At 52.9% G+C, this 17,676-nt stretch carries 9 protein-coding genes; 3 read left to right on the forward strand and 6 right to left on the reverse strand.

Translation table 11 applies throughout. The features are described from left to right. The gene (locus HQN87_RS21490; protein WP_254075602.1) at positions 1-1,815 is read right to left on the reverse strand and encodes a sensor histidine kinase; all 1,815 of its coding nucleotides are present in this window, start codon (positions 1,813-1,815) and stop codon (positions 1-3) included. A 531-nt stretch (positions 1,816-2,346) separates the two neighbouring features. Between HQN87_RS21490 and HQN87_RS21495 the strand changes: the two genes are divergently transcribed. From HQN87_RS21495 to HQN87_RS21505, 3 genes are all read left to right on the forward strand, one after another. Further along, positions 2,347-7,515: an S-layer homology domain-containing protein gene (locus tag HQN87_RS21495; protein WP_173137510.1), complete on the forward strand. Its 5,169-nt coding sequence runs from the start codon at positions 2,347-2,349 to the stop codon at positions 7,513-7,515. Positions 7,516-7,861: 346 nt separating this feature from the next. Beyond that, positions 7,862-8,797 carry an AraC family transcriptional regulator gene (locus tag HQN87_RS21500; protein ID WP_173137512.1) on the forward strand — a complete coding sequence of 312 codons (936 nt, stop codon included), beginning with the start codon at positions 7,862-7,864 and terminating at the stop codon, positions 8,795-8,797. A 111-nt stretch (positions 8,798-8,908) separates the two neighbouring features. Further along, positions 8,909-9,964, forward strand: a complete 1,056-nt coding sequence (locus HQN87_RS21505) for an aldo/keto reductase (RefSeq protein WP_173137514.1) — start codon at positions 8,909-8,911, stop codon at positions 9,962-9,964. A 335-nt stretch (positions 9,965-10,299) separates the two neighbouring features. On the opposite strand, the gene HQN87_RS21510 is transcribed toward HQN87_RS21505, so the two are convergent. The 5 genes from HQN87_RS21510 to HQN87_RS21530 form a co-directional block, all read right to left on the reverse strand. Continuing rightward, positions 10,300-10,497 (reverse strand): hypothetical protein, encoded by a 198-nt coding sequence (locus tag HQN87_RS21510; protein WP_042135931.1) that lies wholly within the window; start codon positions 10,495-10,497, stop codon positions 10,300-10,302. A gap of 18 nt (positions 10,498-10,515) precedes the next feature. Next, a complete protein-coding gene (locus tag HQN87_RS21515; protein WP_173137516.1) occupies positions 10,516-11,709 on the reverse strand; it encodes a glycoside hydrolase family 27 protein in 1,194 nt (397 codons plus the stop codon). A gap of 730 nt (positions 11,710-12,439) precedes the next feature. After that, entirely contained in the window at positions 12,440-14,146 is a 1,707-nt protein-coding gene (locus tag HQN87_RS21520) for an RICIN domain-containing protein (protein WP_367272763.1), read from the reverse strand. Positions 14,147-14,273: 127 nt separating this feature from the next. Next, on the reverse strand, positions 14,274-15,908 hold the full coding sequence (locus tag HQN87_RS21525) for a response regulator (RefSeq protein WP_173137518.1): 1,635 nt from the start codon (positions 15,906-15,908) through the stop codon (positions 14,274-14,276). Next, positions 15,886-17,643: a sensor histidine kinase gene (locus tag HQN87_RS21530; protein WP_173137520.1), complete on the reverse strand. Its 1,758-nt coding sequence runs from the start codon at positions 17,641-17,643 to the stop codon at positions 15,886-15,888. The genes HQN87_RS21525 and HQN87_RS21530 overlap by 23 nt, the downstream gene beginning before the upstream one ends. Positions 17,644-17,676 lie beyond the last annotated feature (33 nt).

Consider the following 17,676-nt stretch of genomic DNA (forward strand, 5'->3'; position numbering starts at 1 on the left):
TCATCCTGCCTCCTTCCTGCTCCTTATAGGAATTCTGATCACGAATACCGCGCCTTGCCCCGGACTGCTCTGAAAGGATACCCCGTAAGGCTCGCCATATACGCGGCGGATACGCTGATGTACGTTGATAATGCCGATGCCGCCGCTTCCTTCTGCGCCGTCAAGCCTGGATTGGAGCTGGGCCGCCGCCGCTCCGCTCATACCCGCGCCGTTGTCTTTTACCGTAATGGCAAGCTCGGAATTCCCGGCGTATCTGACCTCGATGGACAGCAGACCGTCCTCCTGATCGGCAATCCCGTGAAAAATCGCGTTCTCCACCAGCGGCTGAATGCTGAGCTTGGGAATCTCCTGCTCCGCAAGCGCCGGTTCGATTTCACTGTGGAACTCGATGCGGTTGAAATAGCGCACCTTCTGGATCACGATGTAATGATCAATATGCTCCAGCTCTTCACGGATGGGAACCAGCCTGTTATCCGTTTTGGCAGTATAGCGGAGCATGGCAATCAGCGCCTCAGTCATCTCTACAATTTTGTCCGAATGCTGCATGGTGGCGATCCATTTGACCGAATTCAATGTATTGTAGAGAAAATGGGGGCTGATCTGCGCCTGCAAGGCCCGGATCTCAGCCTCGACCTTCTGCTCCTGCTCCACGTAGATCCGTTCCACCAGCTGCTTCAATTCGGCCGACATCTGCTCGAACCGGCTGGCCATCACCCCAATCTCGTCATTGGACCGGACCACAGGCAGGTTGTCGAATTTGCCCTGCTCCACAAGCGTCATATTGCGGATTAACTGCTTGATCGGCCGGGTAATCAGGTTCGACATATACACAGAGCTGACCAGGGCGAATAACAGAAGCACAACGATGATCGTCCACAGGTTCCGCTTCAGGATATCGCTCTCGACAGCCAGCTCCTCCACCGGCATATACATATACGTCTTCCAGTCATGCTCCTCGAACGGCGCCTGGATCAGAATATAATCCTTGCCCGATACACGGACGATCTGCCGGTCAAGGCCTGCGGTAAGCACCCCTTCACGCACCGGAAACAGTGACCTGAACGGCTGTCCGATCAGGCTGTAATTGTTATTGAATATAATCCTGCCGTTGTCGTCTGCGACCGTGAAGGCAGAGCGGTTCCCGGCCTGCATCCGTTTGTTCAGCCGGTTGATGAAGTCAATATCCACGCTGACGGCCATGACACCGAGCAGCTTGCCATTCTCCATATCGAATATTTTGCGCAAATTATAAATGGCCCAGTTGTCGTCTCCCTTGGTCTGCATATCCAGCCTTGTCGGCAAATCACGCGTAATATCGTCGGAGCGCAGGAAATCGTTGAACCATGCCTCATTCCTGGGATGATAGGTGTAATCAATAGGCTTGTTCGGAGCGATATAGAGGTCGCTGCCCTTATTCAAATTGTATACATAAATGGAGATCGCGCGGTCCTTCATCGTAATGTAATTCATCAGCAATTGCGTGGCTTGCAGTTCGTTGGGGACGGAGCTGTCATGCAGATAATTCTGGACCGGGTAATTCTCCTGCGAGACGGCGGAAATATAGCTGTTAATCCCGTAGCTGGAGATGAGGGAGATCTGCTTCGTATCCTCCAGGAACTCTTCAATACGGATGTTCGACTGCCTCGTAATATCGGCCAGCAGATCCGTATATTTGCGCTCCAGCATCTGCTGGGAGGAGATATAAGAGTTCACAGACATGATAATGACCGGGATCAGAATGGCCAGCAGAAAAAAGAACATCATTTTGTTCTTCACACTCACAAAGCGGCGGGTCTGGGCTAAGTTATATTTCAAATGATAACCTCCAAGTGGCAGCGATGATGGTGTAACTGATAGAATACCTCTAATGATAGACTCCCGGGGGCTTTCTTTCTACCCTGCGCTGCATGTCTTTTTTTTACTCTTTTTGCTCTCTTTTTTACCTCTGGGGGCCTGGAGGACTATCCGGCTGGCAGGATTCCACTATCCCCCCGCGCAGCATCGTATGCTGCGGATTTCCCGCCATAACCCAGATCGTAAAGAAAGGAACAAAAACAGTAAAAAAGCTTGATTTTATAGTGCTGTCCATTCCCTTAACATTCTCGGTGAAGAGATACGGCAATGAACAGGGAGGTTGCGGTGCCTATGCAGAAATAGCCCGGAATGGACAGTGCGATTCATACTACAGATTGTTACTGCATCAGAATGACAAGAGGTATCCAAGTAGAAACAGCTACACCGTCCTTATTAAGGACGGTACCGTTTCAGCGAGAAATAGAAGGATAAGTTATCAGGTGAAACCTATAAATTCTTATATTTCATAAAAACACAAGAGGTGAGATTCTATTGAGGCTGCATCTTAAACGTTCACTGATATCCATGCTGGTATTCCTGACTATTCTGCCCTCCACATTAGCAAGCGCTTCCACGGATCAGTTGTCTGATCCGCTGCCGGTCCCGGAGTCTGCTCCTGAACAAATACAGCTGGAGCAGCCGCAACAGGAACAGTTGCAGCAGGATCAAGTGCAACAGAAGGAGGTTAACGCTGAGGCGGCTCCGCTGTACCAATGGAGCTTCCACCCCGGGCAGGTCGTGGACCGTGTCTCAGTGGTGAACAGCGTCTATCCTGCTGCCGGGGCTGAACGTGCCGAGCTTAAAGGGGTTGCGTCGATTGTATACGACGACCAGCGCGGAGAAGTCCTCTCCTTACCCGGCGGCGGGAATGGCACCGGCTGGCTGAAGCTGCCGGATCAGCTCTACAGCGGAATCGAAGATGAGCTGTCCATCTCCTTTTGGGCAAATATCGACTCGTCCTCAGGCGCCTATTCGCGTCTGCTCTCCTCGACCATTGCCGGGAAGGGACTGACAAACGCGGGAGTCAGCGGATGGCAGGATTCCGAGTTTATTGTGATTGCCGGGGACGGTACGTTCAGCAACCGTATATATACCGGGACCAATCCAAATGCAGTTGCCAGCTACAAGGGTGATATCGTCTGGAACCGTAATCCCGCCAGAGGCAAGTGGCAGCAAGTCGTCATTACGATGACTAGCAGCGGGGCCTACGAAGTATACCTGGACGGTGTTCCCGTCGGCATCAAAGGTCTCGATCCGGGCAAAAGCTCATCCGGAGCAACCATGTCCTCTGTTCTGGAGCATTTCTTCTCGCGTGATTATCTGAACGCCTTGAAATTCAATGATTTCGGCAGATCGCTCTATACCTCGGATGGAGATATCAAGGGGAAATTCGACGATCTGCGGGTCTACAATGTCCAGTTAGATGCCAATCAGGTAAGCGCACTCTATGCGGCGACGAAGCATGAAGAGAACACTTCAGCCAAGCCGGCCAAAATCTCGGTCGATCTGGCAGACCGCTCGCTCGGACCTGTATTCCATGGCTCTTCCGGCGCACTGTATGCGATCAGCGAGCCGAATGTGCCGGATATCAATACACTGATTCCGATCAAGCCCTCGCATATCTCCCAGAAGCCGCCGAACGGTATTCAGCATCCGACTGGCGACGCGCTCCGGGTGTCGGACTATTTCTTCGAGGCCGGCGGGGAAGCTGTAAATATCGTTATGCAGGATTATTATCAGCATTGGTACTATCCGTCCAGAACGGCTAACGAATATATTCAGGAAGCCGTCATTCCGATTACAACGGCCGTCAAAGCCTATAAAGAGCAATGGGAGGCCGCGAATCCGGGGCGGGATGCGGATGCCAGATTCATCTATATCCCGTTCAATGAGCCTGAGCAGAACAATACCCGTTATCCCCAGCTCCTGTCAGATAACCAGACGGGCAAGAATTCAAGAGCCGTATTCAACAGCGACTGGCTGGCGGTAACGAAGAAGATCAAAGAGATTGACCCCGGCGCAGTCATTTCGGGAGTGAATCTAACCCAATACGGAGCCAAGGTATTCGAGGATTTCATTCCCTACTGCGTAGAGAACGACTGTCTGCCGGACATTATCAGCTGGCATATGCTGTGGGACAAAGCCTTCAACCAGGCTCCCTCGAACGTAGCCACCTTCCGGACGGTGGAAGCGGGGTCTGTGCAGCGCTATAAAGAGCTGTACCCGGACCGGACGGTTCCCTTCCCGATCAAGGTAGACATCAATGAGTATGCCGCAACCTCAGAGATTGCCGTAGGCGGCTCGCTGATTCATTACATCGCACGTTATGATGAGCTGAAAATGAACAGCATGCTGCCGTATTGGAATACGGCCAACTCCTACGGGTCCCTGCTCGCCGGGCAGAACGAGCCTAACGGCGCATGGTGGCTCTACAAATGGTATGCCGATATGATGGGCGGCGACATGGCCAAGATTGAGGTCATCAACGCCAGACATGAGAATGACGCCTTCGGCCCCGGCTTGTACGGACTAAGCTCCATTCAGGACAACAAAAAACAGGTCGGTATCGCGTTCGGAGGCACACAAGGAGACGGCCAGATCGTGTTCAACAACGTGACCGGCAACGGGAACAGCCCCTCCTTCCTCACAGACGCAGAAGCCGTGCATATCACCGTTTGGCACGCTGGATATACAGGCTTGACCGGTTTTCTCGTAGAGCCTACCCAGATTCTGGACCGCGATTATCCCGTCAAGAACGGCTCGGTCACTCTGGATGTCAACCTGAACGATTACACCTCGGCGTATTATGCAGTCATTACTCCGGCGGTAGATCATGCCCCGAAGGAGACTTTCTATCAGCGCTTCGAGGCTGAGAATGCAGAGGTGCGGACCAATGTGACCCTGACGGATCACTATCCGCGCAAGAGCACCGGACGCTCCGCCTCGAACGGCCAGTATGTCCAGGGCATCAAGGCTGCGGACAGCCTGGTGAAGTGGACCGAGGTTACAGTTCCGGCAGACGGGAGCTACCGTCTGGATCTGATTGGAGGCAGCGGCGCTACCTCCACCCTGCGCAATCAATCCAACACCGGAGATGCGAATCAGCGCATCAATTCCGAATGGTTCATCAAGATTGACGATCAGCCGGCAACGAAGGTGGTTCTGCGTGCGGATTACAACATGCAGCTGCTGGGAGGCAATACGATTTTTGCCGATCTGACGCAAGGGACGCATTCCATCAGCATCAGCAAATACAACCCGGATTCGGGAGAAGCAGGCCAGGGCGAATCCACCCTTGATGCGATCGAACTAACGTATAGCGGCTTACCGGGCGCACACCCCAATTACCGTGTACAGGCGGAATTCGCCGACTACGACCCTGCGCTGGGGTTGTCGAGAGAGAGCAGCCTTGAAGGCTTCGAGGGCGCCGGATATGTGACCGGTTACGGCAGCAGCCAGGACGCCAATACCCGGTTTGTGGTAAGTGTGCTGCAAGACGGCATGTATGATCTGCAGATCCGCTATGCAGCATCAGGCGTAGGCAAAATGCAAATTCAACATGACCGCAAACCGCTCGTGGATCTGCCTGTTACGGATACCGGCGGACAATGGAAGACCGCTACAGTACCAACCTTCTTACGGACAGGTATTAATCTGGTTGATGTGCGTTCCAGCGCTGCACTTAGCCTGGATTATATTAACGCTGCCTTCGTCAGCCAGACTTCTGTATATTCCGTTGAGGCAGAGGCGGCAACGGTCGTAGGTACTCCGGCCGGCTCCGAGCTGCCGCTCATCCGTGAGGATGCCTTTGCCAAATACGCTTCAGGCGGCAAATATGTGAACGGCATTACCTCCTACGACGGAGCAGAGCGGTATCTGGAGCTGAAGGACATCACAGTGTCCAAAGCAGGCACTTACAAGCTGGTCGTCACCTACGCAAACGGTGAAAGCGCCGGGACGCACGCCTACAACAATGACGTTGTTGAACGGTATGCGCAAGTAAGCGTCAACGGCGGCGAGCCGCAGACCGTCTTTTTCAAGAATACTATCTCATGGCAGCAGTTCGCCACTCAGACCTTTGATGTTGAGCTGAAGGCCGGCACCAACAGCATCCGCTTCTCCAATAACAATACGTATGACGGCGGCTCCAATCCTTATGGAGGAACCGGCGCACAAGGCTTCACTCCTTACACAGCGGTCCCGCACCAATACGCACCTGCGTTCGACCGGTTCGATATTTATCCGCGCCATACGCTTGTGACTGACGGCGGCGGCGATCCTGGCGGCGGTAACAACGGCGGCGGTGATCCTGGCGGCGGCAATAGCGGCGGCGGTGATCCTGGCGGCGGCAACAACGGCGGCGGTGATCCTGGCGGCGGCAACAACGGCGGTGGCGATCCTGGCGGCGGCAACAACGGCGGTGGCGATCCTGGCGGCGGCAACAACGGCGGCGGTGATCCTGGCGGCGGCAATAGCGGCGGCGGTGATCCTGGCGGTGGTAACAATAGCGGTACGAACGCCGGTAACGGCAACGGCGGTGGGACTACCGTTGGTTCGGTCACCCCTGTTCAGCCGGAAGCACCAAGCGGCAGCGGCCATCTGACCGTCGAAGCAGAGGTTACAGGAGCTACTGCAACAGCCACATTGGATGCCCAGAAGGTAAAATCTGCGGAACAGCTCACCGTCTCGTCTCCGCTCGGCACCTTCCACTTCCCTCTAAAAGCGGTTGATACCGCTGCTTGGGGACAGCAATTGGGAACCGAGGACTGGAAGCTTAAGGTCAGTATAACGGTCCTGCCGGAACAGCGGCAGCAAGAGATCCTTCAGGCTGTCCTGGCAGCCAAGGGCAAATTAATCAGCCCTGCCATTGAATACAAGGTAACGGCTGAAGCCAATGGACGTACGGTGGAGATCCCGGGGTTCAAGGACAGCTATTCCCGGCACACCTTGCAGCTCGATGCTCCGGCGGACAGCCGTAATACCACCGTGGTGCGGATTGAGAAGGACGGAAGCTTCACCTTCGTTCCGGCTGTCATCAACGGCACCGGTGTAACCTTTTACAGTCCAAGCAACGGCACGTTTGCGGTAATTTCAAGCAACAAGACATTCGAGGATATCAAGGGGCACTGGGCACAGGCATCCGTCGAAAAGCTGGCCTCAAAGCTCATCCTCACCGGCTTAACGGACAGCAAGTTTGCACCGAACGCTACCACAACGCGTGCAGAATTCGCTGCGATGATGGTTCGTGCACTGGGCTACTCCTCCTCCGGTTCGGCAGACGTTTCGTTCAAGGATATCCCCTCCGGTGCGTGGTATAACGGAAGCGTCGGAACAGCCGCTGAGCTGGGTCTGGTGCGGGGCGGAACGGACAATAATTTCCGGCCGAACGACATCATTACCCGCCAGGAGATGACCGTTATTCTGGTTAAGGCGATGGCCCTTGCAGGCTCGCCGCTCCCAGCTTCAGAGCTTCAGCCTGCAGCCTTCAAGGATGCAGGCAAGATTGCAGGCTGGGCGCAGCAGGATGTAGCCAAGGCAGTTCAGGCCGGCCTGATCACCGGAACACCGGCTGGTCAATTCCAGCCGGGTCAATCCGCTACCCGTGCGGAAGCAGCAACTGTCATCCTCAGATTGCTAATGCAGGCGAAATTAATGAACTAAAGACATGCGGCATCATACTCCCCCCTGCCGGGGCTGATCCACAGTTATAGCTCCGGCAAGTTGGGACAGACGATGTCCATGCCCAACACCATATAGATTATAAAGAGCAGCGATTCTTCTGTTACCTGGAGAATCGCTGCTCTGCTGTTTCGGGTTAAATGCGGCTAGGTATTTTGTGAAATACAATACTTGTTCTGGCATACGTATTAAAGCAAGTTTTTCGACAACTAAAGTGATAAAATATTTGCAGCAAGCCGATTGTTTCTGTAGTGAAATTATACCTTATGCTGTGATTCTGAAAAATCAATTATGCAATTTTAGAAAATACTAATTTTGAGAGGATCTTATGTCATATAAATTAAAGACTTTGCAAAAAGAGCTTGCAGCGCTCGTAGATCGTTATACCGTCAGAGATGGGGATCTTTATACCGAAATCTCTAATCTTCTATTTTCCAGACATTCTATTCCTTATCGTTCCAACCGAATAGAGCCTCCTTACAAGATCGACAAGCCTTCGATTTATATTATTGTTCAAGGAGTAAAGGATGTCATATTGGGTGAAGAGCGTTTTAGGTATGGTCCTCCGAATTACCTTGTTGCCTCAATGGATTTACCGATAATCGCCGAGGTACTTGAAGCTTCCGCTGAATTCCCTAATTTGTCCTGTAAAATTGAATTTACACGTAGCAACATTTTAGAGCTGTTAAGCCATGACGCGCTAACGGTAAGTCACAGGGGGAAGTCAAGCCGCAGTTTGAACGTGGCAGAATTAGATGTATCTGTGCTGGATGCTGTCGTGAGACTGGTTGGTCTGCTGGATAAACCGGCGGACATCCCGGTGCTTGCCCCGTTGTTTACAAAAGAAATTCTATATAGAGTGCTGCACGGCGAGCACGGTAGCTCACTTAGACAAATTGTCACGGATGGTACTCCTGCTATTCATATACAAAACGCAATCCAACACCTTTTGAATCATTTTCAAGAGTCTTTTCAAGTTGAAGACCTGGCGGATATCGCCAAGATGAGTGTGCCGTCATTTCACCGGCATTTTAAGCAAATTACCGCGATGAGTCCGATTCAGTTTCAGAAGCAGCTGAGGCTTCAAGAGGCCCGGCAGCTTTTAATCATGGAGGAGTCATTGAGTATCGCAGATACAGCATTCCAAGTTGGTTACGAAAGTCCAACGCAATTCATCCGTGAATATTCGCGGATGTTTGGCATTTCTCCAAAAAAAGATATGCGTCGCCTAAAAAAAGCGGATGAGCATGGATTAGATATATAAATTTCAAATATTGATAGGATTAGGCAGTTTTTTGATTTGATTGTGTTACCGGCTGCTATAGCAATGAATTTATAATTTGGATAGTAATTAAAACTATTCCCGGAGGTAATTATGCAAAATATTAAACTTGGTAAATCTGGTCTTGAGGTTTCACCCATCTGTATCGGTTGCATGGGCTTTGGAGACCCGTCAGTCGGCTACCCTTCCTGGTCAATCAGAGAGGAAGAGAGCCGCTCTGTAATTAAATATGCCGTTGAGGCCGGGATCAGCTTCTTTGATACTGCTAATATGTATTCTCAAGGGACAAGCGAGGAGATCATCGGCAGGGCGCTCAAGGATTTCACTACACGCGAAAATATCGTCATAGCTACAAAACTTGGTGCTCCCATGCGCTCTGGACCTAACTCGTTCGGTCTCTCGCGGAAATCAATTCTGACTGAAATTGATTACAGCTTGCGTCGTCTTGGGACGGATTACATTGATCTTTACCAAATTCATCGCGCTGACCCCTTTACTCCATGGGAAGAGACTCTGGAAGCACTTCATGATCTAGTAAAGATGGGCAAAGTGCGCTATTTGGGAGCCTCAACGATGAGGACTTGGCAGTTCGCTAAAGCTCTTCACATTCAGAAAGCGAATGGTTGGACACGTTTTATATCTATGCAACACAATTACAATTTGGTTGCCCGTGAGGAAGAAAACGAAATGATTCCACTCTGCGCCGACGAGGGTATTCAAACCCTTGTCTACAGCCCACTTGAGCGCGGGCTCCTGGCTCGCCCTTGGGGCGCAAACACGGTGCGCACTGAAGCCGAATCCGGGGCTGCCAAATTCTTCGAGGCAACTGCGGCAGCCGATCAGAATATTGTGGAAGCGGTCGGTAAAGTGGCAGAGGAACGTAGGGTCAGCCGTGCGGAAATCTCTCTTGCTTGGTTGTATCGTAATCCGGTTGTGGCTGCACCCATTGTGGGAGCGACCAAAACCAGCCACATTGATGCTGCAATTAAAGCGCTCGAAATCAAGTTGACAGACTCAGAAGTTGACCGGTTGGAGAATGCTTACACCCCTCGTATTGATGTGAATGTTAAAAACTCCGATCCGGAAGCGATTGTCAAAATGGCAGCAACCGTTGGAAACAACATTGCGGTCCCTATTGCTTCTAAGTGATTTGAGAGGACAAATAAGATGCAGATTGGCACGCAGACACAAGCACCTGCAGCTCGCGCTGTTGGTTCACCGGATGAGTTCTATTAAATAAAATAGGGTACGCCATACAAGAACCCGCTGAAGCTTGAGAAATCAAGCTTCTTTGTGGTGCACCACGCATGGCGCTTACCTAGGCGGTCAAAGACTGTTGTGGGGGCTGTTAAACCCGATATTCCTGCGGTCAGTCATCCTGATCTATATGCGAAAAAACCCCTACCAGCAAGCCCGCCGTCCGCAGCATCCTGTCCGCTGCTGTCTCCCGGCGCCTGCCAATAGGGGGAATGCCAGTAGTACGATTAACGGAAAAGCACACATTTCCCCGACTCCCTGAAGTACTTGATCAGCCGCTCTATCGGCTCGCGCCCGCATTTGAGCTGCTCGCCAAGACAGTCAATACACAGGAAATCCTGGGCATTGCGCGTGACCAGCTTCAGGTAAATCGCCACATCATCCGTCATCAGAGGAACACCGCATTGTCTGCATGTTCTATTCATGTTCACGCTCTCTCTTCTCTACACCAGTTTAGCCCGCACAATCAGACAATCATGGGCTGCAACGACAGGAGCGTATCTTTCTCTGAATACGCCAAGCTCTTTATGCTCCCAGCAGTCGTAAAGGGACAGCGATTTGCCGGAGGCATACGGGAGTCCGAAATCCCAGAATTGCAGTGACATTTCTCTTTGTCCATCGCTCAGGTTGAAGAAGCCGATCGCCAGGTCTCCGTCTGACAATACTTTGACCAGCATGAACACATCGTCTGCATGGAACCACTGGGGTTCCGGCTTGATGCGGTAAGCCCCGCGGCTCTCCACATCCTGATTGATCGCAATCAGATCCGGGTTCAGCAGAATATTCTTGGTCGCCTCGTTGGCCTTGCGGATATCGCTGCCGATCATCAGCGGAGAGCCCAGCAGGCTCCAGAGCGAGAAGTGGGTCTTGTATTCCACATCTGTACACCCGCCGATCTGGCTGCCGATGAAGTCGCTGTTGCTGCCTCCGTACATGCCGACAACCAGCATATCCAGATCGTTATGGCAGTAGGCGCCGGTGTAGGCGGCTTTATCCAGCTGCGACAGAGCCAGGGTCTTGATGGATTCCCAGCTGTCCTGGATATCTCCGGTAGAGCGGTACATATGCGCGCCGGATTCACGAATCCACTGATAGACGTTGTCCTCGCCCCAGTTACACGCGGAGAACAGAATGTCTCTGCCGCAGTTCTTCAGTGCGAGACTCATCCGCTTGTACAGCAGCTCTCCCGACATATGTCTGGGCTTGAAGCAATAGTCATACTTAAGAAAATCCACACCCCACTCCGCCAGGGACTCGGCATCCTGGAATTCATGCTCGAAGCTTCCCGGGTACCCGGCGCAGGTATGTGTGCCTACACAAGAGTACATGCCGAACTTCAGTCCCTTGGAGTGAATATAATCTGCAAGCGCCTTCATTCCGCTCGGGAATTTGACCGGATCAGCGACCAGCTTGCCGTCCTTGTCCCGTTCTTTCAGGCTCCAGCAATCGTCAATGACAATGTAATCATATCCCGCAGCCTTGTAGCCGTCTGCCACCATGGTGTCGGCGGCTTCCCGGATTAACTGCTCGTTAATATCCCAGGTGAAGGTGTTCCATGAGTTCCAGCCCATCGGAGGCGTTAAGCCGAGCTGTTGTTGTTTGTCCACCAGTTGTTTGTCCACCAGTTGTTTGTCCATGATCAGTATTCATCCTTTCGCATCACTCCACATGTAGGTTCCAGAGCAAATGCTGTATTCTTTATGTATTTAAACACACCTAATCCTTGTAATCTATAGCTTCACGTTGCTTTCATATCGACGTATGTTGCTTTGCGTGGACCTCAACGAATGGCAGAACAGGCAGACCGGGGAATGAGCCGCTTGATATGAGTCTGTGGCAGTACCCGGTAAGGTATGTTCTTCTAAGTAGCAGGGGGGCGATAAGTGCTTCTGATTCGTGACAAGACATGGGACGTAAGTGGAAATTGTACAACTAATTATATGAAGTAACTCTACATCCCATTAGCAAGTGGAAAAACAGCACTTAATAACCCTATTTATCCAAAAAATAAGGATCTTCGCTTATTTAGTTGTACTTTTTCCACCTACTGATCTTAGATTGAATAATTCGAGAATATTAAGTGTCCTTTTTCCACTTCTTTCACAGGGAGGGTGCTCCCCATTAGAGCCGAACCCCGAACTATTCTACTGCGGCATCCGCCTAATCTCTTTTCATCTCTTCGCACTACATCTCTTCGTATGACATCCCTTCGCATCACATCTATTCGCATTACATCCTTTCGCACACATTGCTCCCACGCCGCCCTCTTCCCCCGCACCACCGCCAAAAAACTCCCGTCCCCCTGCGGGGTCCGGTACGATCCCGGACCCTGCAGGAGAAGGAAGCTCTGCGTTTTGCGCTTACTCTTTAATTCACCTGAACCAGCTTCCATTGCTGATGCAGATCGCCGCGGTACAGGTTCTGCTGCAGCTTCGCACCGTCGGCTGTGGAGGCTCCTGTGACTTCAACAGCTCTGTTGCTGTTCACGTTCAGAATGCTCCAGTACCCGTTACTCAGCTTAATCAGTCTGAACTGCTGGGCAGTGTTGTTCAAATCCTGCATCAGCTGGATGGCTTCGCCGTTATTCTTCGTTCCGTTTCGCACATCCATTACTTTGTTGTCCGAAGAGTTCACACTGCGCAGCCGGTACACGTTATTATACGTACCTATATCGGTAGCTGTCCATTGCTGGGCAGCCGCAGTGTTCTCCGGCCATTGCTGGAGCTGAAGGGAGTTCGTATTCTGCCCGTTCGGAACGTCAATCGCTTTGCCTGACGCCCGGTTGATCAGCTTATACTTCGCATTGTTGGTTACCCCGTTCCATACGCCGTTCCAGGGATTGAACTGCGCCCGCTCATAATACCATTCGAAGATAAACCGCGCCATTCCGTCCCGGGTGGCATTGCCGTCATACATCAGTCCGCCGTCCGGGTCTGCGAAGGAGCTTTTGGGACCGGGGTCCAGCAGGAAGCCGTTCATATGGACGGCAATGCTGACATTACCGGCTGCGGTGAAGATCGCTTTGGTGTTCTTGCCGAAGCCTGCGTTCGTACCGTTGAACAGATCCCAATAGTCGGAGTCTCCCGGCTGTCTCTTGAACCAGGTGGTCTCGGTAATATTGATCGGGTACTTATCGGCAGCAGGCTTGATGCTGCTATCCCAGATCTGCTGAAGCGAATTGAAATTGTCATATGCGCCGTAGCCCGGATACCAGTGTACGGCATAGCCGTAGTTGTTCAGAGGGTCCGTAAGCGGATTCGATGCGGTCAGCTGGTAATGCTGATCCCATCCGAGTCCCGCAGCCCAGATCACATTATCCGCGCCCTTGCTGCGGATCGTGGAGATCATGGAGTTCTGGAAGTTCTTCAGTGAATTCCAGAAGGCCGCGAAGTTAGGCTGGGAGGGATTGCCGCCCCATTGTCCGTTCACATCGCTCAGCACCGGCTCGTTAACCAGCTCGAACATGACATTATCCGCGCTTTTGAGGGCCGGCTGGGAGGCCAGGTAACCCCATATCTGATTGAACTTGTCCAGATTGGCCTGGGTGGTCGCCTTGTTATCCAGCAGGGTGAAATCAAGCCCCAGCGTGACATACAGCCCTTTCGTCTTGGCATATTGGACATAAGGGATAATCACATTCTGGGTGGCTGCCTGAAGACCTGCGAAGTTATAGGTTCCTGCCGCCACATCCCCCATATCCTCCCGGTCGATGAACAAGCGGACCTGGTTCGAGTACCAGCCATGGCTGTTGCCGTATTTGCCCGAGGTGCTGGTGAAGGTGTCCGTAATTTCCTTAAGGTATTCCAGAGTGGCCGCATGGCGGTTCCCTGCGTTGCGGTTCAGATAATAATTGCTGTTCTGATACGTCCAGTAGGCTCCGGTAGGCTGATGCCAGCCGCTGAGGAGTACAGGCTGTCCGCTGCCGTTCACCAGCTGGTTGCCGCTGACATGGAGCTTGGACACGGGAGTTCCCTCCCAGGCACTTGCGGTACCGCCGCCGGTCTGCATAGGAACCAGCAGCAACGCCATCATAACCAGCAGCTTGATGGACCAGTTCAACTTCCTTTTTCTCACAGATACCCATCTCCTTCTTGTTTCAGGAATCGGCTTATGCCGTACTAATGAAAGCGAATACAATTGAATTGTACTCTCCAGGAAGATGGGGGGAAACCTGTCTGATTATAGTTAATAGACTGACAGATTATAGATTTACAGGCATAGACTCCCTGAACTCCTGGGGAGTCATCCCCGACATTTTTTTGAAGAACCGGGTGAAGGAATGGGGGGCCTCATAGCCGACATACAGCGCCACATCGCGTATTTTGAGCGCCTCGTTCCCCAGCAGCTCCTTCGCCTTCACCGCCCGGCAATGGTCAATGTACTCCGACAGATTGATGCCCTGCTCCTGCTTGAAGAACCGGGACAGATACGACGGGTTGAAATAATGCAGCTCCGCCAGCCGTACCAGGGACAGGTCCTCGCCCAGATGGCTATGGATATACTCGCAGATCCGTTCAATCACCTCTGAGGAGCGTTCCTTCTCGGCCGTGCTTCTAAGCTCAAAGAGATCGGAGGCCAGCTTCTCCAGATAATGGAAGCCCTCCTTCAGGGACGAATGCTCGTCAAGCCTCATCAGCTTGCCATATTCATGGACAAGGCTATAGTGCTCCGAACGGTTCAAATGGGACAGCAGGACAACAGCAACGGTATAATACAGCTCCGCAGCTTCTTCTACAGAGACGCTGGAATGGATGCCTTCCGTGATCTCTTCAAGCGTCTCTGCGAACCGCTCCCGCCGGCCGGCATCCAGATGTGCCGCAAGATTCTCCACCCGCTGCTGGAGCCGGACCCCCGCCTCCCGGATTCCGTCCGGCTCCGGCGGGCCGCTCCGGTCAATCTGCACCATGGAGATGCCGTCGCCGATCTTCACCTGCTGCAGCCGGTGGAGCCGTTCGTAGTGACGGCTGATCTCCGTCCAGGCGCAGGCCGAGCCGCTGACCGTAAAAGCAACAGGCAGGCCAAGTGTCTGCCGGAAGGAATCCTGGATCAGCTCCAGCGTCCCTTCCAGATACCGCGACAGATGCCCGCCAAATACGGCCTCGGCATGATGCAGAGGCTGGAGCAGCCACAAGAGATCCCCGTGTCTGTCCACCAGCCAGGTATGCCGGGTCATCTCCGCCAGATGGGAATTCCAGATCAGCCGGGAAGAGGTCAGAATCTCGCTCCGGTCCATGTAGGAGGTGCCCTCCGGGTACGTGAGCCGCCCAAGAATCAGCATCACCGGGGACCCCGGCTCCAGGCTGATGCCCAGCTTGCGGAAATCCGTGCTTAACGTCTGCACCTCCGCACACAAGACTTGGCTGTCCTGAAGCAGATGACGGAGATAATCGCCCTGCGCCGCTATTTCCATCGAATCACGCTGCTCCCTGGACTGCTCCAGAAGCTCGCTCAGCTGGTTGCCCTGCTCAATCTCCAGCAGCACCTCCTGCACCGTCTCAATAATCTTGTCGAAGCCTTCCGTCTTCAGCAGGTAACGGGCACCGGGAATTTGCAGCGCCCTGTAGGCATAGTCGAACTCGCTGTAGCCGGTCAGGAATACAATCCTCGACCGCGGCCAGAATTCACGGATTTGCTCAGACATTTCGAGTCCGCTCATCCCGGGCATCCGAATATCTGTCAGCACAATATCGATCCGGGTGCGGGAGAGCCACTCCAGTGCCGCTTTGGCTGAATAGACCTTGTAGACATCGAGCTTATCGGGAATAAGCTGATTGAAGGCCTCGTATAAGCCGTCCGTGATAATCTCTTCATCGTCAACGATCAAAAGTCTGTACAAGCCCTTCACCTCCTGTCAGTCTGATTCGGATCTCGACCCTGAGGCCGTTCAGCGTGCTTCTATGCAGGAACAAGCCGCTGCCTTCCCCGTAGATGAGCTGGATGCGCCGGTGAATATTGCCCATGCCGGTGATTTCTTGCGTTCCGTCATTCTGATTCAACCGCTGCCGTAAGGCTTCGATGGCCTCATCCGTCAGTCCGCTTCCGTTGTCCTCGACAATAATCCGGATCTCTTCCTCCCCCTGCTCAAAAGCAACCCGCAGCTCCCCCTCCTCCGCCTGCTTCTCCAGACAATGCTCATAGGCATTCTCGATAATGGGCTGAAGAATCAGGCGCGGAACCCGCAGCTCCTCCATGGCTTCCGGCAGCTCGTCGAACCGGACCTGAATGCGTCTGGAGAACCGCATCTTCTGGATCTCGGTATACATCCGGGAATGCCTTGTCTCCTCCGCGAGCCGGACATTATCCTCCCCGTTACGGGTGATGAATCTGAAATACTCACCCAGCATACCGGAGAAGTCCTCGATCCGGGCACTGTCCCCCTGCTTGGCCAGCGAGCTGAGAATGAAGAAGCTGTTGTACAGAAAATGCGGGTTGATCTGCGACTGAAGCTGCTTCAGCTCCGCCCGCTGCATCATCAGCTTCTGGGTGTAATCCTGATCAATCAGCATCCGCAGCCTGCTGAGCATCTGGTTGAAGCGCAGATACAGATACCCGAATTCATCCTTGCGGGCATGGTCAATCTGAATGTCAAGCGAGCCGCTCTCCATCCGCTTGAAGCTGCGGATCAGTACAAGCAGCGGCTTCTGTACGAACTTATAGGTGGCATAGGAATAGATCAGCACCGCCAGGAAGGACGCCGCCGCGAACAGCCAGGCCCAGACCACGAATTTGGTCAGCGGCCGCTTGACCGCCTGCTCCGGCAAATAGGTGGCTACAGCCATCCCCAGCTTGTCGGAGGTGAAGCTGTCGATATGATACCGTGTTCCGTCCAGCTCCCAGTTGTACAGGTTCCCTTCATCAATAGCCTGGTGATAGCTCTCAATCAGCTCCGGGGAGCTGTTCTCGGTTCCGAGTGCATAATCCGTCTGCCTCGAGACCAGCAGAGAGCCGCTCTCTTCATAAGTGTTAATGGCGCGCAGCGAATCCTTCAGCTTCATATTGTCCAGCTCAATCTGCACGATGAACAGCGGCGGCTCGCCCATTCTGCCGCTGGACTGGGTCACGCTCAGCTCCAGGGCGTTGTTCCAGTTGATCAGCCGGCCTTCTTTTCTCAGATCGACGGACCGGAAGAAATTGAACTTGCCGCTGTCCAGCTCATCAATGCCGTTCATCGCGGACAGCGTTTTGTTGATCGTACGGATATGAACGAACACATCCCCGATGTAGGCGCTGCTGTTCTTCAGGGAGGTGAGCCGCTGCGTAACGTAGTTCAAGCTTTCTCTTTTCTCCACATCGTCCATGTAGTTCCAGGTTACGGCAATCTTGTTGAGTTCGGTATCCTGGGCAAGATCATACTGCTGGATCTCCATCCATTCCACCTCGCGGTTCAGGTCCTCCAGGTAATAGGTCAATTGCGACAGCGTGGCTCTGGACAGATCCTGGCTTGCATTGCGGTAACTCCAGTTGTACAGATAAAGGCCAAGCAGCAGAATCGGCAGAATAATAGCGAGATAAGTAACGACCATCCGGATAAAAATAGTGTGGCGCATGGACACCGCAGGAAATTTAAGCAAGTGTACCGCCTCCGATGCTTATTTCAGGCCAGA

Origin of the sequence: Paenibacillus tritici (genome assembly GCF_013204885.1) — a bacterium.
Classification (GTDB): Bacteria; Bacillota; Bacilli; order Paenibacillales; family Paenibacillaceae; genus Paenibacillus_AQ; species Paenibacillus_AQ tritici.